This is a genomic window from Pseudomonas sp. FP453 (assembly GCF_030687495.1).
In the GTDB taxonomy this organism is placed as follows: Bacteria; Pseudomonadota; Gammaproteobacteria; order Pseudomonadales; family Pseudomonadaceae; genus Aquipseudomonas.
The window spans coordinates 3460297-3476378 of the sequence record NZ_CP117435.1 but is presented as its reverse complement, the minus strand read 5'-3'; the positions used below and the strand labels follow the sequence as shown (position 1 = coordinate 3476378).

General features: G+C 62.8%; 8 protein-coding genes and 1 pseudogene. 7 read left to right on the top strand and 2 right to left on the bottom strand.

The window, feature by feature from the left end:
• Window positions 1-98: 98 nt before the first annotated feature.
• Entirely contained in the window at window positions 99-686 is a 588-nt protein-coding gene (locus tag PSH87_RS15520; RefSeq protein ID WP_026136841.1) for an NUDIX domain-containing protein, read from the top strand.
• Between the two features lie 101 nt (window positions 687-787).
• Here the strand turns inward: PSH87_RS15520 and PSH87_RS15515 are convergent, their stop codons facing one another.
• Both PSH87_RS15515 and PSH87_RS15510 read right to left on the bottom strand, forming a co-directional pair.
• Window positions 788-1201, bottom strand: coding sequence for a hypothetical protein (locus tag PSH87_RS15515; RefSeq protein ID WP_157356516.1), 414 nt, complete (start codon window positions 1199-1201; stop codon window positions 788-790).
• A gap of 299 nt (window positions 1202-1500) precedes the next feature.
• Window positions 1501-5786 (bottom strand): annotated as a pseudogene (locus PSH87_RS15510) (RHS repeat-associated core domain-containing protein); the annotation flags it as partial.
• A gap of 234 nt (window positions 5787-6020) precedes the next feature.
• On the opposite strand from PSH87_RS15510, the gene lexA reads away from it, so the two are divergent.
• From lexA to uvrA, 6 genes are all read left to right on the top strand, one after another.
• Entirely contained in the window at window positions 6021-6638 is a 618-nt protein-coding gene (lexA, locus tag PSH87_RS15505) for a transcriptional repressor LexA (protein ID WP_017737262.1), read from the top strand.
• Window positions 6638-7252 (top strand): translesion DNA synthesis-associated protein ImuA, encoded by a 615-nt coding sequence (gene imuA, locus PSH87_RS15500; protein ID WP_305430092.1) that lies wholly within the window; start codon window positions 6638-6640, stop codon window positions 7250-7252. The genes lexA and imuA overlap by 1 nt, the downstream gene beginning before the upstream one ends.
• Before the next feature lie 7 nt (window positions 7253-7259).
• Entirely contained in the window at window positions 7260-8675 is a 1416-nt protein-coding gene (locus PSH87_RS15495; protein ID WP_305430090.1) for a DNA polymerase Y family protein, read from the top strand.
• Window positions 8651-11743: an error-prone DNA polymerase gene (locus tag PSH87_RS15490; RefSeq protein ID WP_305430089.1), complete on the top strand. Its 3093-nt coding sequence runs from the start codon at window positions 8651-8653 to the stop codon at window positions 11741-11743. The genes PSH87_RS15495 and PSH87_RS15490 overlap by 25 nt, the downstream gene beginning before the upstream one ends.
• Window positions 11744-11853: 110 nt before the next feature.
• A complete protein-coding gene (locus PSH87_RS15485) occupies window positions 11854-13554 on the top strand; it encodes an ATP-binding protein (RefSeq protein WP_017737258.1) in 1701 nt (566 codons plus the stop codon).
• An 8-nt stretch (window positions 13555-13562) separates the two neighbouring features.
• Window positions 13563-16070: an excinuclease ABC subunit UvrA gene (uvrA, locus tag PSH87_RS15480; protein WP_305430088.1), complete on the top strand. Its 2508-nt coding sequence runs from the start codon at window positions 13563-13565 to the stop codon at window positions 16068-16070.
• Window positions 16071-16082 lie beyond the last annotated feature (12 nt).

Genomic DNA, 16082 nt, shown 5'->3' with positions numbered 1-16082 from the left:
GAGTCCTTTATGGCGCGCGATTGTAGCCGCAAGCGGCGCGCTTGACGCTGGCCTTGCCATCGCGACATGCTCGGGCTCCTTTGAGCAAAGGCCTGACCATGGACAACAGCCCCGTTCGCATCACCGCCGAGGAAACCCTCTCGGACAACTGGTACCTGCTGAAAAAATACAGCTTCGACCTGCGCCGCCGCGACGGCAGCTGGCAAGCCCAGACCCGCGAGGTGTACGACCGCGGCAATGGCGCGACGATCCTGCTGTACAACCGCGCGCAACGCACGGTGTTGCTGATCCGCCAGTTCCGCATGCCCACCTTCGTCAACGACTACCCCGGCTACCTGATCGAAACCGCCGCCGGATTGCTCGACAACGCCAGCCCCGAAGAGCGCATTCGCCTGGAGGCAGAGGAAGAGACGGGCTATCGCGTGGGGCATGTGGAGAAGGTCTATGCCGCGTTCATGAGCCCGGGGTCGGTGACGGAACGGATTCACTTCTTTTTGGGCGAGTATCAGCCGGGGGATCGAGTGGGGTCGGGCGGTGGGTTGGAAGAGGAGGGTGAGGATATCGAGGTGCTGGAACTGGGGTTTGAGCAGGCGCTGGGGATGGTGCAGAGCGGGGAGATTGTGGATGGGAAGACGATTATGTTGTTGCAGTGTTTGGAGTTAAGGGTGTTGAAGGAGGGGTGGTGAGGGGAGGATTGTGCTGGTTTTGAATCGGTGATTGTTTGCCCCACGGATTGTGCTTTTTGGTGAGCTCAAGCTGTGGGGCGGTGTTGTGTCGGTTGTAGCGCTTATAGAAAGGCCACATCAATTCGTTCTACCGTTAATTTTATAAGTGAGTCGTTAAGGTCTGGGTGGTCATGGTGGATCCCATCAACCGTCAATAACGTAAAAGTGTTGAAGGTGTTGTTGTTTAATGTTCCGTAGAGAGCATAAGCAAAACTGTTATCTATTCGCTCGATCAAAACGTTGGTTGAACTGATTTTTTGGGCCTCGTAATGCTCAGATAAATATAAGGTCAGTTCAACGGCATAAGTCATCCCTACTTCGATTTCGTATGGACAGTAGCTGGCGAAGCACGTGACTAACGCTCCGTCAATGAGTAGCGTGACCTCTTCGTCTATGAGTTCATCGATGGCTACCACCGTTGCTTGCTTGATCGTGCTTAGTATGGGGTCTAATGGTTTTATCATTGGAATCGCCATTTATTGTTCTCCAGAAATCTCTTCCGCTTTTGGTGTGAAGGGTCGTAATTTGACCGTTCTGGTTGGTTCCGGCAAAAGCAAATTTCGCTTCGCCTGACCTATTTGAACCTAAAAGTAAAACATACCCTGTTGTGGGGCGGCCTTTGTAAGCGTAGTGGACTGGAATCCCGCTATCCACTACGTGCCGTGCAGTGAGTAGGTACTCTCGTGGCTGGTCCCGGACTTGAATTCTGCACCGTGCTTCTCGTAATGAGCGATGAGTTTTTCTTCAGATGCAAACTCAGTTGCTCGCTTCGAGGTTATTGGCGTGTGCGGTTCGTCTGGGTCAACCTTGGATTTTTCTGTAGGCTCCCCAGTTTCATCATCCGGCCTACATCCGTTCCCTCCCGGACAATGGGTTAGTCCTAGCGGATCCATCCACCCCGTAGGATTAGGCACATACCGATACCCATTGATCCCCCCCCGCCAACTTCACCGGGTCCGGCGTCAGGTAGCGACCAATATCGGGATTGTAGTAGCGATGCCGGTTGTAGTGCAGCCCGCTTTCCTGGTCGAAGTACTGGCCCTGGAAACGCAACGGGTTGTCGATTGTTCCGACGTCGAGGCGGGTGATTTCGCCGTAGGCGCGGTAGTGGGCGGACCAGACGATGTCGCCGTCGGGGCTTGTCAGTTCCTGGGGTGTGCCGAGGTGGTCCAGTTGGTAGTGGTAGGGCTGGGTGGCTTTGGGGCCGAAGCCTTCCAGCAGGGCCAGTGGGCGGAAGCTGTTGGGTTCGTAGAGGTAGCTGCGATGGCAGTTCGCATGGTGTTCGGCGATCAGTTTGTCGCCTTGCCAGAAGAATTCTGTTGTCAGGCCGTCAACGGTTTTGCTGATGCGTCGACCAAACGGGTCGTAGCGGTAGCTGGCGGTTTGTCCGTTCGGTTGAGTAACGCCGATCAGCCGATGCTGGCAGTCATAGCGGTATTCGGTAACGAGTTGCTGGCCTTTGCCGCGTCTCTCCCGGATCAGGTTGCCAAACGCGTCATAGTCGTAGTGCCGATCCCCCTGGATCATCAACCGGTTGCCCGCTGGGTCGTGGGCGAATTGCTCTTGGTTGACGCGGGTAAGGCGGTTAAGTGGGTCGTAGTGGTAGTGCTGTTCGCCTTTGCGGGTATCGTAAATACGGGTCAGGTTGCCGGCTTTGTCGTAGTCGTATTGGCGCTGGTAAAGGGCATTTTCGACATTGCATACCCCGTGATTGAAGAGGTGTCCTTGCTCGTTGTATTGGTAACTGCTGAGTAGTTTTCCTTGGCGTCGCTGATGTTCGCGGCCTGTGTCGAAGAAGTGTGAAGTGAGCGTTTCTCCATTCAACTCTACGGTCGAGAGATGGCCGCCTTTGGCGTGGTTGAAGGTGACGCGGTTGTTGTCGGGCAGGCGCAGGTGTTGCAGTTGGCCGCAAGCGTCGTAGCCGTAACGCAAGGTGCCCCAGCCTTGGTGTTCGGCGGTGAGGCGGTTTTGTTGGTCGTATTCGTAGGCCAATGACCAGTGGCCGTCTTCGACGCCGAGGAGGTTGCCTTGGCGGTCGTAGGTGTAATCGACGGTGTTGCCGTCGGGCAGGGTTTTTCGTACGAGGCGGCCGGCGAAGTCGCGTTCGTAACGGGTGACGAGCTGACTGCCGTCATCGCCGTGTTCGGTTTTTTCCTGCAGGTTGCCGTTGATGTCGTAGAGGTAGGACGTGCGCTGGCCGTCGAAGCCGGTTTCCTGCTGGATCAGGCCGTTGGGGTGGTAATCCAGCTGGTAGGTTTCGCCGACTTCGTTTTCGATCTCGGTCAGCAGTAACCGCACGTTGTCGTAGCGGTATTTGACCTGGGTGCCGTCGGCGTTAATTCGACGGCTGATCAGGTGTAGGCCATCGGCGTATTCGTAGCGGGTAACGTGGCCCAGTTCGTCCCGCTCGGAGGTGATTTTTCCGTATGGGTTGTAGCTGTATTCCCGCGTCGAATCGTCTGGCAAGACCACACGAATCAACCGACCCACGTTGTCCCACTTGTACTGGGTCACCGCACCGCGTTCATCCTCGCGCGCAACTTGCCGGCCAACATCGTCATAGCGATAGCGCTTAATGCCGCCATTGGGCAACTGTTCCTCAACCAGCTGGCCACGTTCATTCCACATCAGCCGATGGCAACTGTGATCGGGATACCAAACTCCGGTCAGCTGCCCGTATTTGTTGTAGCTGTAGTCCGTAACGCTGCCATCGGGATCAGTCCTACGCGTGACATCGCCCTGATCATTACGCTCGTGCTTCCAAACCGCTTCACCACGCCGCACAACCCGTACGAAGCCGTTGTCATGCTCGTAGGAGGTCGGCTCATCATCCCCGGGAAACAGCGCCACCAAGCGTCCGGCGTCGTCGTACTGATACGCCGTCACTGCCCCCAGCGGGTCTTGCTCGACCGTCAGCCGGCCCTTGTCGTCGTAGGATTTGAAATGCGTTGCGCCATCTGGATCAACCCGCTGCACCAACCGCGCGCGCTGGTCGTGGACGTAAACCTCCTGGCTACCATCGGCGTTAAACACCGTGACCCGCCCGTCGTCCTCCCAGGCATAGCGCGTGTCCATCTGCGTAATGCTCGCCCAATGGCGAACACATCGCGCAGCCTTGCCAGAACGTTCCCACTCCCAAAAGAAACTCGCCCCACCGGCCAACCCACGCTCAAGGATCACATGCTGATCGTCGTAGCGATAAACCTCGCTTTCGCCTACGGCATTGGTCGCCGAAACCAGTCGGCCAAGGTCGTCATAGGCGTAGGAAACAACGCTGTACTCGGTCACCCAGACGTAGGGATCAGAACCCTCGGCCCGTTGAATCTGGTACTCCACCGCCACGATACGGTCGGCCGAATACCGCAAACACAGCGAACGCCCGACACCGTTGTCCAACCGCTCAATACGCCCCAACACATCCCGGGAAATCCGCAGCCGGTTGTCATACGCATCGCTGACGGCTGTCAGCAAACCCTCACGAAAGTGGTAGAACCGCGACGCCTGCGCCAGTACCAACTCGTCAGGTAAAGTACCGAGATAAATGGCCGCTTCGGCCAGGCTATTGGTGATGGCCGGCCGAGAAATCGTAGGCAAGGGCAAAACCGTCGAGCGGTTTTCATGATCCGTCCACACCACCGAATCGCCCGAAACAGCAAGCCTGTGGGCCAGCGCATGGCTCCAGCCAAACCCCAACCCGCACTCCACGTCCACCGCACTGGTGCGGTACAACCGCGTCCACTCAAACGGCAAAATACCGTCGAGTACGCCGTCGGTGAGGGTGAGCAACTCTTCGCCGGTGACCATCGACACCGGGCAACCGTTGGTAACGGTCTTGTCCGCAGAAGCCGCGGCATCACCATTCGGATTTTTCCCCGAAGCGGGCACATCGTCGACGGGCTCGTGCTTCACCAACACCGTCTGCTGCCTGGACTTGCCCCGCACAGCTGTAACCGGGTTGGAAACCAAATCCGTCCCTGCTTTCAACTGCGCACTTGGCACAGCATTGATCGCAGTGGCCGGACTCCCCAGCAATAAAGGCTTCGCCGCCTCGACATGCGCATCCAGGCGAGCCTTGCCGAACTGGCCAGCCATGTGTTGCAACCACCTGCGCGCCCGCTTCGACTTGATCCCGCCGAGCACCTTGGCACTCATGCGCACCACCACCCCCATCCCGGCAGTGGCAAGGCACAGCAACAGATTGATCAAGACTTCGGCGCTGATTTCCCCCAGCAACTCGTTCATATACGGCGGCGGCAACAGGCGCATCCAGCTGACCATTGCCGACAGATACACAAACAACAACGGCTCATCGCTGAGCATCAGCAAACCCTTGGCAAGGGTTTCGGTGCTCAGGTTCAGCAGTGCTTCGAAGGCTTGCGGGGACAGGTAATGCAGGAGCTTTTCAGCATTGGCCAGTGGGTCCGAGAGCCACAGGAACACTTGCCTGATGGTGTCCCACAGTGAATACAGCGCCTCGCCAAACCCGCGTGCATAGGCGTGGTGCAACGAGAGGTAGCGCTTGAGGAAGTGCGCTTCGGCGTAACCCTTCCACAGCGGCTCGAAGGTGGTTGCCCATTCACGGCGCAACCAGCCTTCCAGCGGAGTGATCACCGATTGGTAGGACGCATACAGCGCCTTGACATGATCCTTGGAAACGTTGGGGTAGAAACTGACCCGATACGGCTGGTTGCGATCACACTCGGTGACTTCAAGAATGCCGCTGGGCCCGATGGTCTTATGGAGAGGTTCGCCCAGCGGGCCACCGTTCGGATCGACGCGCTGCAGCATCACCGGCGTGTTGCCAATGGGCACGAACCGCGCGCTCTGGAACATATGCACCAAGGTCAACGTGCCGTTGGCCGGGCACGTTGCGGTGGTGCTGCTGGGCAGGATGGAGCGGTTGACCGGCGCGACGAGCGCCACCTCATTGCCGACCTTGAACACCTGCTCGACATCCAGCGCCGAAAAGCTGAAAAAGCTCTCGGCCCACACGTCGTAGGTATTGAGGCAGCGATTGAAGTCGCTGATGACGGATTCAACGTCCCGCGTCGTTGAATCCATGGCCGCCAGCACCAGGTAGCCAATCGCCTGGCTGGTCGCGGAAATCACGACACATCACTCACAACAACACTCATCTGCACTCCCTCGCACGGTGAAATCAGGCGAAAGACTTTGCAGAGGTTCCCAGGGCAGGGCAGTAGAGCTAATCCGGCAGTAGCGTGGGACGTTTCAACAGCCCTTGTGTGCCCCCATACGACTGGCGGCTATTGTCAGAAATTTCCCACAGGAGTACAAATGTACTCCATGACGACTCTCACTCCCCGCCGTACCGCCATCCTGACCTTTATCCGCGACCGTATCGCGCAACAAGGCCAGCCCCCCAGCCTCGCCGAGATCGCCGAGGCGTTCGGTTTTGCCTCGCGCAGCGTGGCGCGCAAGCATGTGCTGGCGTTGACCGAAGCCGGCTTTATCGAGGTCAACCCCAACCAGGCGCGCGGCATTCGCCTGCTCAACCAGCCGGCGCGGCCCGAGTGGCTGGATGTGCCGGTACTCGGCCGTGTCGCGGCGGGCTTGCCGATTGGCGCCGATGCCGACGTGCACAGCCGCCTGCAACTGGACCCCGCCACCTTTGCGAAAACCCCGGATTACCTGCTGCGGGTACAGGGCGATTCGATGATCGAAGACGGCATCCTCGATGGCGACCTGGTGGGCGTACGCCGCAGTGCCGAAGCCTTGAACGGGCAGATTGTGGTGGCGCGCCTGGACGGCGAAGTGACCATCAAGCGTTTCGAGCGCCATGGCGACAGCGTGCGCTTGCTGCCGCGCAACCCGGCGTATCAACCCATCGTGGTCAAGCCTGACCAGGACCTGGCGATCGAAGGGGTGTTCTGCGGCCTGGTGAGGCAGGGCTGATGGGCGCCGTCGTTGCGTTGGACACGCTGTTCAATGGCGGCCGCGTGTGGAAAGGCCGGCCCGCCGCGCCACCCGCCAGCGTGCACCCCACCGGGCTCAAGGCGCTGGACGCGGTGTTGCCCAGCGGCGGTTGGCCGGAGGCGGCCTTGAGTGAAATTCTCATGGCCAAGGAAGGCGTCGGCGAGTTGCAACTGGTCCTGCCGACCCTGGCGCGCTTGTCCAAGGCCGGGGAGCGCATTGTGTTGGTGGCGCCGCCCTACACGCCGTATCCCCACGCCTGGCAGAACGCCGGGGTGGATCTGCGCCTGCTCTCGGTGATCCAGGCCGATGAACGTGATGCGCTGTGGGCGGTGGAGCAATGCCTGCGTTCCGGCAGTTGCGGCGCGGTATTGTGCTGGCCGCGCAAGGCCGATGATCGCGCGTTGCGCCGCTTGCAGGTGGCGGCGGAAACCGGGCAGACCCTGGCGTTTGCCTGGCGTTCTTTGAGCGAGGCGATCAACTCATCGCCCGCTGCCTTGCGTCTGGCGGTCGAGACCAAGCCCGCGCAAGTGCGGGTGCTCAAGTGCCGTGGCGGCCTGGCCCATCCGGCGCCGATTGCCCTGGCCGGGCACTGAGGTTGGCATGCGCTGGGTGTGTATTGTCTTCCCGCAATTGGCGCTGGACGGGGTGCAGCGTGTGCACCCCGAGCCGGACCAGCCACTGGCCCTGCTGGCCGGCACGCCGCAGCGCCGCGTGCTGCAAACTGTCAATGACGCCGCCCGCGCCCTGGGCCTGCGCCCCGGCCAGTCGCTGACGGCGGCCCATGCCCTGGCCAAGACGTTTGCCAGCGCCGAATACGACCCCGCCGAGATCGAGCGCTGGCAGCAATTCCTCGCGGCCTGGGCCTACCGTTTCAGCTCCCAGGTCAGCCTGTATTACCCGCGTGCCTTGTTGTTCGAGATCGAATCGAGCCTGGGCCTGTTCGGCCCGTGGCCGCAGTTCGAAGCCCGTTTGCGCGCGGAACTGACGGAACTGGGCTTTCGTCACCGCATCGTCGCCGCGCCCAACCCGGCCGCAGCGCGGGTGCTGGCCAATCTCTACGACGGCCTGGCCGTGGCCGATGATGAACGCTTGATGCAAGCCCTGGCGCCGCTGCCCATCGACCGCGCCGGCCTCGACCCGCAGGCAGCCACGGCCTTGTCGCGCATGGGCCTGCGCACCCTGGCCCAGGTGCAGGCGTTGCCCCGGCATACGCTGGCGCGACGCTTTGACGCCAGCCTGCTCAAGCACCTGGACGCCCTGAGCGGGCAGCGCCCGTTGGCCCTGGCGTTTTATCAGCCGCCGGATCAGTTCGATGTGCGCATCGAGTTGAATTTCGACGTGCAATCCCATCAGGCGCTGCTGTTTCCCTTGCGCCGCTTGACCGGCGATCTGTCCGCCTTCCTCTGTGGGCGCGACAGTGGCGTGCAGCGTTTCGACCTGCACCTGGAGCATGCCCAGGCGCCGGACAGCGTGATCAAGGTCGGCCTGCTCAGCGCCGAGCGCGAACCGGCGATGCTGTTCGAACTGGCCCGTGGGCGCCTGGAGCAAGTGCAAGTCACCTCGCCCGTGCGCGGTTTTCGCCTGGTGGCCGAGGACCTGCCGGTATTTGTGCCGCAACGCCAGGACCTGTTCGACGACCGCCCGCAACAAACCCTGCCGTGGGAGCAATTGCGCGAACGCCTGCGTGCACGGCTGGGGGATGACGCGGTGCAGGGCCTGCGTTTTCACGCCGACCACCGCCCCGAATGCGCCTGGCAAGCGGCGGCCGACAGTCGCCCCGGCCCAACCCTGGATAAAGTCCAGCGCCCCGGCTGGTTGCTGAGCGAACCGACCTTGCTCGCCGAGCAGGGCCTCCAGGTCCTCATGGGGCCGGAGCGTATCGAATCCGGTTGGTGGAACGGCGCCGATATCCGCCGCGACTACTACCTGATCCAGACCCGCGCCGGCCAGCAAGGCTGGGCCTATCGCACCGTGGGCCAGAATGATGGACTGTGGCTGCAAGGCTGGTTTGCATGAGTTACGCCGAGCTGCATTGCCTGTCGAATTTCAGCTTCCAGCGCGGTGCATCCACGGCGCTGGAGCTGTTCGAACGGGCCAAGCACCAGGGCTACAGCGCCCTGGCGATCACCGATGAGTGCACCCTGGCGGGCATTGTGCGTGCGTGGCAGGCGGCGAAAGCGGTGGAGCTGCCGCTGATTATCGGCAGCGAGATGCGCATCGACAACGGCCCGAAAGTGGTGCTGCTGGTGGAAAATCTCAGCGGCTACCAGCAGCTGTGTCGCTTGATCACCCTGGCCCGGCGTCGCGCTGAAAAGGGCAGCTATCGCCTGCTGCGAGAAGACTTCGAGCAACCGCTGCCCGGCCTGTTGGCGCTGTGGGTCGCCACAGACACCGACACCCAGGCCGATATCCAATGGCTGCGCCACACCTTCGCCGAACGCCTGTGGCTGGCGGTGCAGCTGCATTGTGGCCAGGACGATGCGCGCCACGTGCAACAACGCCTGCAACTGGCTGCCAGCCTGCACCTCCCGGCCGTCGCTTGCGGCGATGTGCACATGCATGCCCGTGGCCGCCGCGCCCTGCAAGACACCATGACCGCCATCCGCTATCACGTGCCGGTGGCCGAAGCCGGCACGCGCCTGCATCCCAACGGCGAGCGGCACCTGCGCAGCCTCGACGCCCTGGCCGCGCTGTACCCGCAAGCCTTGCTCGACGAAACGGAAACCATCGCCCGCCGTTGCACCTTCGACCTCAGCCAGTTGCGCTACCACTACCCACGCGAACTGGTGCCCGCCGGCCACGACGCCAAATCCTGGTTGCGCGCCGTGACCGAAGAGGGCATCGCCCAGCGCTGGCCCGAGGGCATCGATGCAAAGACCTTGCAGCAGATCAACAACGAGCTGCAACTGATCAGCGAGCTGGGTTACGAAAGCTACTTCCTCACCGTGCACGACATTGTGCGCTTCGCCCGCAGCCGTTCGATCCTGTGCCAGGGCCGGGGCTCGGCGGCCAACTCGGCGGTGTGTTTTGCCTTGGGCATCACCGAGATCAACCCGAGCCTGACGAGCATGCTGTTCGAGCGCTTCCTGTCGCGCGAGCGCAACGAGCCGCCGGACATTGACGTGGACTTCGAACACGAGCGCCGCGAAGAAGTGCTGCAGTACGTGTTCCAGCGCTACGGCCGCACGCGCGCGGCGCTGACGGCGGTGGTCAGCAGTTACCACGGCGCCGGCGCGGTGCGCGACGTGGCCAAGGCCCTGGGCTTGCCGCCGGATCAGGTCAACGCCCTGGCCGAGTGCTGCGGGCGCTGGAGCGACGAGGCGCCGCCCCTGGAGCGTCTGCGCGAGGGCGGCTTTGACCCGGACAGCCCGATCCTGCGCCGCGTGCTGACGCTGACCCAGCAATTGATCGGTTTCCCCCGGCACCTGTCCCAGCACCCTGGCGGCTTCGTGATTTCCGAGTACCCGCTGGACACCCTGGTGCCGGTGGAAAACGCCGCCATGGCCGAACGCACCATCATCCAGTGGGACAAGGACGACCTCGACGCCGTCGGCCTGCTCAAGGTGGATATCCTTGCCCTCGGCATGCTCAGTGCGATCCGCCGCTGCTTCGACCTGTTGCGCCGCCATCGTCATCTGGACCTGGCGTTGGCGAGCATTCCCAAGGAATGCCCGGCCACCTACGCGATGATCAGCAAGGCCGACACCATCGGCGTATTCCAGATCGAGTCGCGGGCGCAGATGTCGATGTTGCCGCGCCTGAAACCGCAGACGTTCTACGACCTGGTGATTGAAGTGGCGATTGTGCGCCCGGGGCCGATCCAGGGCGGCATGGTGCACCCGTACCTGCGGCGGCGGAATAAAGAGGAAGAAACCACCTATCCCTCACCGGAGTTGAAAGCGGTGCTGGAACGCACCCTGGGCATTCCACTGTTCCAGGAGCAGGTCATGCAGATCGCCATGGTTGCCGCCGATTACGGCCCCGGCGAGGCGGACCAGTTGCGCCGTTCCATGGCCGCGTGGAAACGTCACGGCGGCCTGGAACCGCATCAGGCGCGCCTGCGCACGGGCATGCTGAAAAACGGCTACAGCGAAGCCTTCGCCGCGCAGATCTTCGAGCAGATCAAGGGCTTTGGCAGTTATGGCTTTCCCGAATCCCACGCGGCCAGTTTCGCCTTGCTGACCTACGCCAGTTGCTGGCTCAAGTGCCACGAACCGGCGGCCTTCGCCTGTGCGCTGATCAACAGCTGGCCCATGGGCTTCTACAGCCCGGACCAGATCCTGCAAGACGCGCGGCGCCATCACTTGCAGATCCGCCCGGTGGATGTGCAGGCCAGCGATTGGGATTGCAGCCTGGAACCCATCGACGGCGCGCAACCGGCGATTCGCATGGGCTTGCGCATGATCGCGGGGTTTCGCGAGGAGGATGGGCGGCGCATCGAGGCGGTGCGCCAGCGTCGCCTGTTCAGTGACATTGCCGATCTCGACGAACGCGCCGGGTTGGATGCCCGCGCCCAGGCCTTGCTGGCCGATGCCGGCGCCTTGCGTGCCTTGGCGGGCAACCGGCATGCGGCGCGTTGGGAGGTGGCCGGGGTGCACAAGCAGCTCGGGCTGTTTGCGGGTTTGCCAAGTCCCGACGAGGCAGTGGTGGAACTGCCAGTGCCGACGGTGGGCGAGGACGTGCAGGCCGACTACGCGACGGTCGGCACCACCCTGGGCCCGCATCCGCTGGCATTGCTGCGCGCCGAACTGCGCAAGCGGCGCTGTCGCAGTTCCGAGGAGCTGATGGCGGTGGAGCATGGGCGCACTGTCAGCGTGGCGGGGTTGGTCACCGGTCGTCAGCGCCCCGGCACGGCGAGCGGGGTGACCTTTGTCACCCTGGAGGACGAGTTCGGCAACCTCAATGTGGTGGTCTGGCGCGACCTCGCCGAGCGCCAACGCCAGGCGCTGGTGGGCTCGCGCCTGCTGAAAGTGGACGGGCGCTGGGAAGCGGTGGGCGAGGTGCGGCACCTGATCGCCGGGCGCTTGACCGACCTTACGCCGCTGCTGGACGGGATTCCTGTGCGCAGCCGGGATTTTCACTGAGGGCGGTGGTGCCTGTGCGGTTTAGCGCCTAACGTAGATGCGGTGAAACCATCTGCGTTTGCAGCGCTCCAAAAACTTGACGATGTCTTCTTTGCGCACAGAGCCAACCGATGCAGTTTTTATCCAACCCCCACGGCTGCGAAGGCTGGGCCGGTGAAATGGCCGAGCGCATTCGCGCGTTCGACTGGTCGGCCACCGACCTGGGGCCGATTGACCGCTGGTCCACCAGCCTGGCCTGCAACGTGCAGATGTTGCTGGCGTCCCCCGTGCCCATGGTGATGCTGTGGGGGCGGCTGGGCTACATGATCTACAACGACAGTTATTCGCGCTTTGCCGGCGGCCGCCACCCGTACCTGCTGGGCACGCCGGTGGAGCTGGGCTGGCCGGAAGTCGCCGACTTCAACCGGCATGTGGTGGACACCTGCCTGGCGGGCGGCACCTTGTCGTTCAACAACAAGGACCTGGTATTGCTGCGCAACGGCCAGCCGGAAACCGTGTGGCTGGACCTCTACTACAGCCCGGTCGCCGGCGATCAACAGCAGCCGGCCGGGGTGTTGGCGATTGTGGTCGAAACCACCGAACACGTGCATTCCGAGCGCCTGCGCCAGGAACTCACCCATAATCTTGAACAGCGCGTGGCCGACGAAGTGCAGGCGCGCTCCGCCGCCGAGGAGCAGTTGCGCCAGTCGCAGAAACTGGAAGCCATCGGCGGTCTCACCGGCGGCGTGGCCCACGACTTCAATAACCTGCTGCAAGTGATCGCCGGCAACCTGCACCTGCTGGCGCGCCACGAGCCGGACAACGTACAGGTGCAGCGCCGCGTGGCGGCGGCGATTGCGGCGGTGGAGCGCGGGGCCAAGCTGTCGGCGCAACTGCTCGCGTTTGCCCGGCGCCAACCGTTGTCGCCCGCGGTGTACAACCCGCAGCGCATCTATGCGGGCTTGGGGGAGTTGCTGCAGCGGGCGCTGGGGGAAACCATCCATATCGACGTACAGATGCCCCAGGATGCCTGGTTTATCAATGTCGATCGCAACCAACTGGAAAATGCGCTGCTCAACCTGGCAATCAACGCCCGCGACGCGATGAAAGGCGAGGGCGTGATCCGCATCACCGGGGAAAACATCATCCTCAACCCCGCCGATTGTGCAGGTAAAAGCATCAAGCCTGGCGAGTACGTACGCCTGGCGGTCACCGATACGGGGGTTGGCATGTCGCCGGTCACCCTCAAGCGTGCGTTCGAGCCGTTCTTCACCACCAAGCGCGAGGGCCACGGCACCGGCCTCGGCCTGAGCATGGTGTTTGGCTTTGTGCGCCAAAGCGGCGGGCATGTGGAGATGTGGAGCGAGGAGGGCAAGGGCACGGTGGTGCAGATGTATTTCCCCCACAGCCTGGAACCGGAAAGCCTCGATGTGCACATCGACCAGGTGCTGCCTGCCGGCGGCCAGGAAACCATCCTGGTGGTGGAAGACAATGAAGGCGTGCGCCTGACCGTGGTCGAACTGCTGCAACAATCGGGCTACACCGTGCTCACCGCCGAAGACGGCGACCGCGCCATGCAGGCGTTGCAAGGCGGCTTGCTGCCGGACCTGATTTTTACCGACGTGGTCATGCCAGGCCGCGTCAAAAGCACCGACCTGGCCGACTGGGCCCGTGCACAGAGCCCGCCCGTGGGGGTACTGTTCACCTCGGGCCACACCCGCGACATTCTTTCCAGCAATCATCTGCTGAGCCCCGATATTCATCTGCTGAGCAAACCCTACAGCCCCGAAGCCCTGACGCAACGGGTCCGCAGCGTGCTCACCGCGCGATAAGGTTGACCATGACTTCACAGCGCAACATCCCTCAATTCCACGGTTTCGTGCGGGTGCGCGGCGCCCGTGAGCACAACCTGCGTAACGTCGATGTGGATATTCCACGGGATGCCCTGGTGGTGTTTACCGGGGTGTCGGGTTCGGGCAAGTCGTCCCTGGCGTTTTCCACGGTGTATGCCGAGGCACAGCGGCGGTATTTCGAATCGGTGGCGCCGTATGCGCGGCGGCTGATCGACCAGGTCGGCGTGCCGGATGTGGACAGCATCGAAGGCCTGCCACCCGCCGTGGCCCTGCAACAACAACGCGGCACGCCGAGTGCGCGCTCATCGGTAGGCAGCGTCACCACCTTGTCGAGCCTGATCCGCATGCTCTATTCCCGCGCCGGCAGCTACCCGCCGGGGCAGGCGATGCTGTATGCCGAGGATTTTTCGCCCAACCTGCCCCAGGGCGCGTGCCCGCAATGCCACGGCCTGGGCCGGGTGTATGAGGTGAGCGAGGCACTGATGGTGCCGGACCCTTCGCTGACCATCCGCCAGCGCGCCGTCGCTTCCTGGCCGTTGGCGTGGCAGGGCCAGAACCAGCGGGACATCCTCGTGACCCTGGGTTATGACGTGGACATTCCCTGGCGTGACCTGCCGAAAAAGCAGCGCGACTGGATTCTGTTCACTGAAGAAACCCCGACCGTGCCGGTGTACGCCGGCTTTACCCCGCAGCAAACCCGCGACGCGCTCAAGCGCAAGCTGGAGCCGAGCTACCAGGGCACTTTCAGCGGTGCGCGGCGCTACGTCCTGCATACCTTCACCCATAGCCAAAGCGCGCTGATGAAAAAGCGCGTGTCACAGTTCATGCAGGGCAGCGCCTGCCCGTTGTGCGAGGGCAAGCGGTTGAACAAGGCGGCGCTGTCGGTGAAGTTTGCCGGAGTGGACATTGGCGAGTTGTCGCAGTTGTCGTTGACCCAACTGGCCGAACTGTTGCGACCGGTGGCGGCGGGGGAGGACAAGATGCACCTGTCGGTGGAAAAGCGCCTTGCCGCGCAACGCATCGCCCAGGATCTGCTGGAGCGGGTCAGCACCTTGACCGAGCTGGGCCTGGGTTATTTGTCCCTGGAGCGCAGCACGCCGACGTTGTCGTCCGGCGAACTGCAACGCTTGCGCCTGGCGACGCAATTGGGTTCCCAGCTGTTTGGCGTGATCTATGTGCTGGATGAACCGTCGGCGGGGCTGCATCCGGCCGATGGCGAGGCGTTGTTCACCGCGTTGGAACGGTTGAAAGCAGCGGGCAATTCGTTGTTTGTGGTGGAGCATGACCTGGAAACCATGCGCCGCGCCGACTGGCTGATCGATGTGGGGCCGGCAGCGGGTGAGCAGGGCGGGCAGGTGCTGTACAGCGGCCCGCCGGCCGGTTTGGCGGAGGTGCAGGCATCGCAGACGCGGTCGTATCTGTTTGCCGAGCAGCGCGTGGCGCATCAGGCGCGCCGTGAACCCAGCGGCTGGCTGAAGCTGCAGGGCGTGACGCGTAACAATCTCAAGGCGCTGAGCGTGGATTTCCCCCTGGGCTGCTTTACGGCGGTCACCGGGATTTCTGGCTCGGGCAAGTCCAGCCTGGTCAGCCAGGCGCTGCTGGAGCTGGTAGGCAGCGGCCTGGGTCGCGTGGTCGAAAACGATGAAGAGCCGAGCCTGGAAGACGACGCCCCGCAAACCAGCGGTGGGCGTATCAGCGCCGGCCTGGAGCAGATCCGGCGGCTGGTGCAGGTGGACCAGAAACCCATCGGGCGCACGCCGCGCTCCAACCTCGCGACCTATACCGGGCTGTTCGACCACGTGCGCAAACTGTTTGCTGCGACACCCGCGGCGAAAAAGCGCGGTTACGATGCCGGGCAATTTTCCTTCAACGTCGCCAAGGGCCGCTGCCCGAACTGCGAGGGTGAAGGCTTTGTCAGCGTGGAACTGCTGTTTATGCCCAGCGTCTACGCACCGTGCCCGACCTGCCATGGCGCGCGCTACAACCCCGAGACATTGGCCATCCAATGGCAAGGCTTGAGCATCGCCCAGGTGCTGGGGCTGACGGTGGCGCAGGCCGTCGACGTGTTTGCCGAACAACCCAGCGTGCTGCGCTCGTTGCAGGTGCTGCGCGACATCGGCCTGGGCTACCTGCGCCTCGGCCAGCCGGCCACCGAGCTGTCCGGCGGCGAGGCGCAGCGCATCAAGCTGGCGACGGAGCTGCAACGCAATGCGCGGGGCGCCACGTTGTACGTCCTCGATGAACCGACCACCGGCCTGCATCCCCGGGATGTGGACCGCTTGCTCAGCCAGCTCAACCACCTGGTGGACGCCGGGCACACCGTGGTTGTGGTGGAGCATGAGATGCGTGTGGTGGCGCAGAGTGACTGGGTGATCGACATCGGGCCGGGGGCGGGGGACTTGGGCGGGAAGGTGGTTGCTCAGGGAGCGCCACACACCGTGGCCAAAAACAAAACCAGCCGCACTGCGCCATTTTTGGCCCGAGAGCTACCCTGACAGGCACCACCG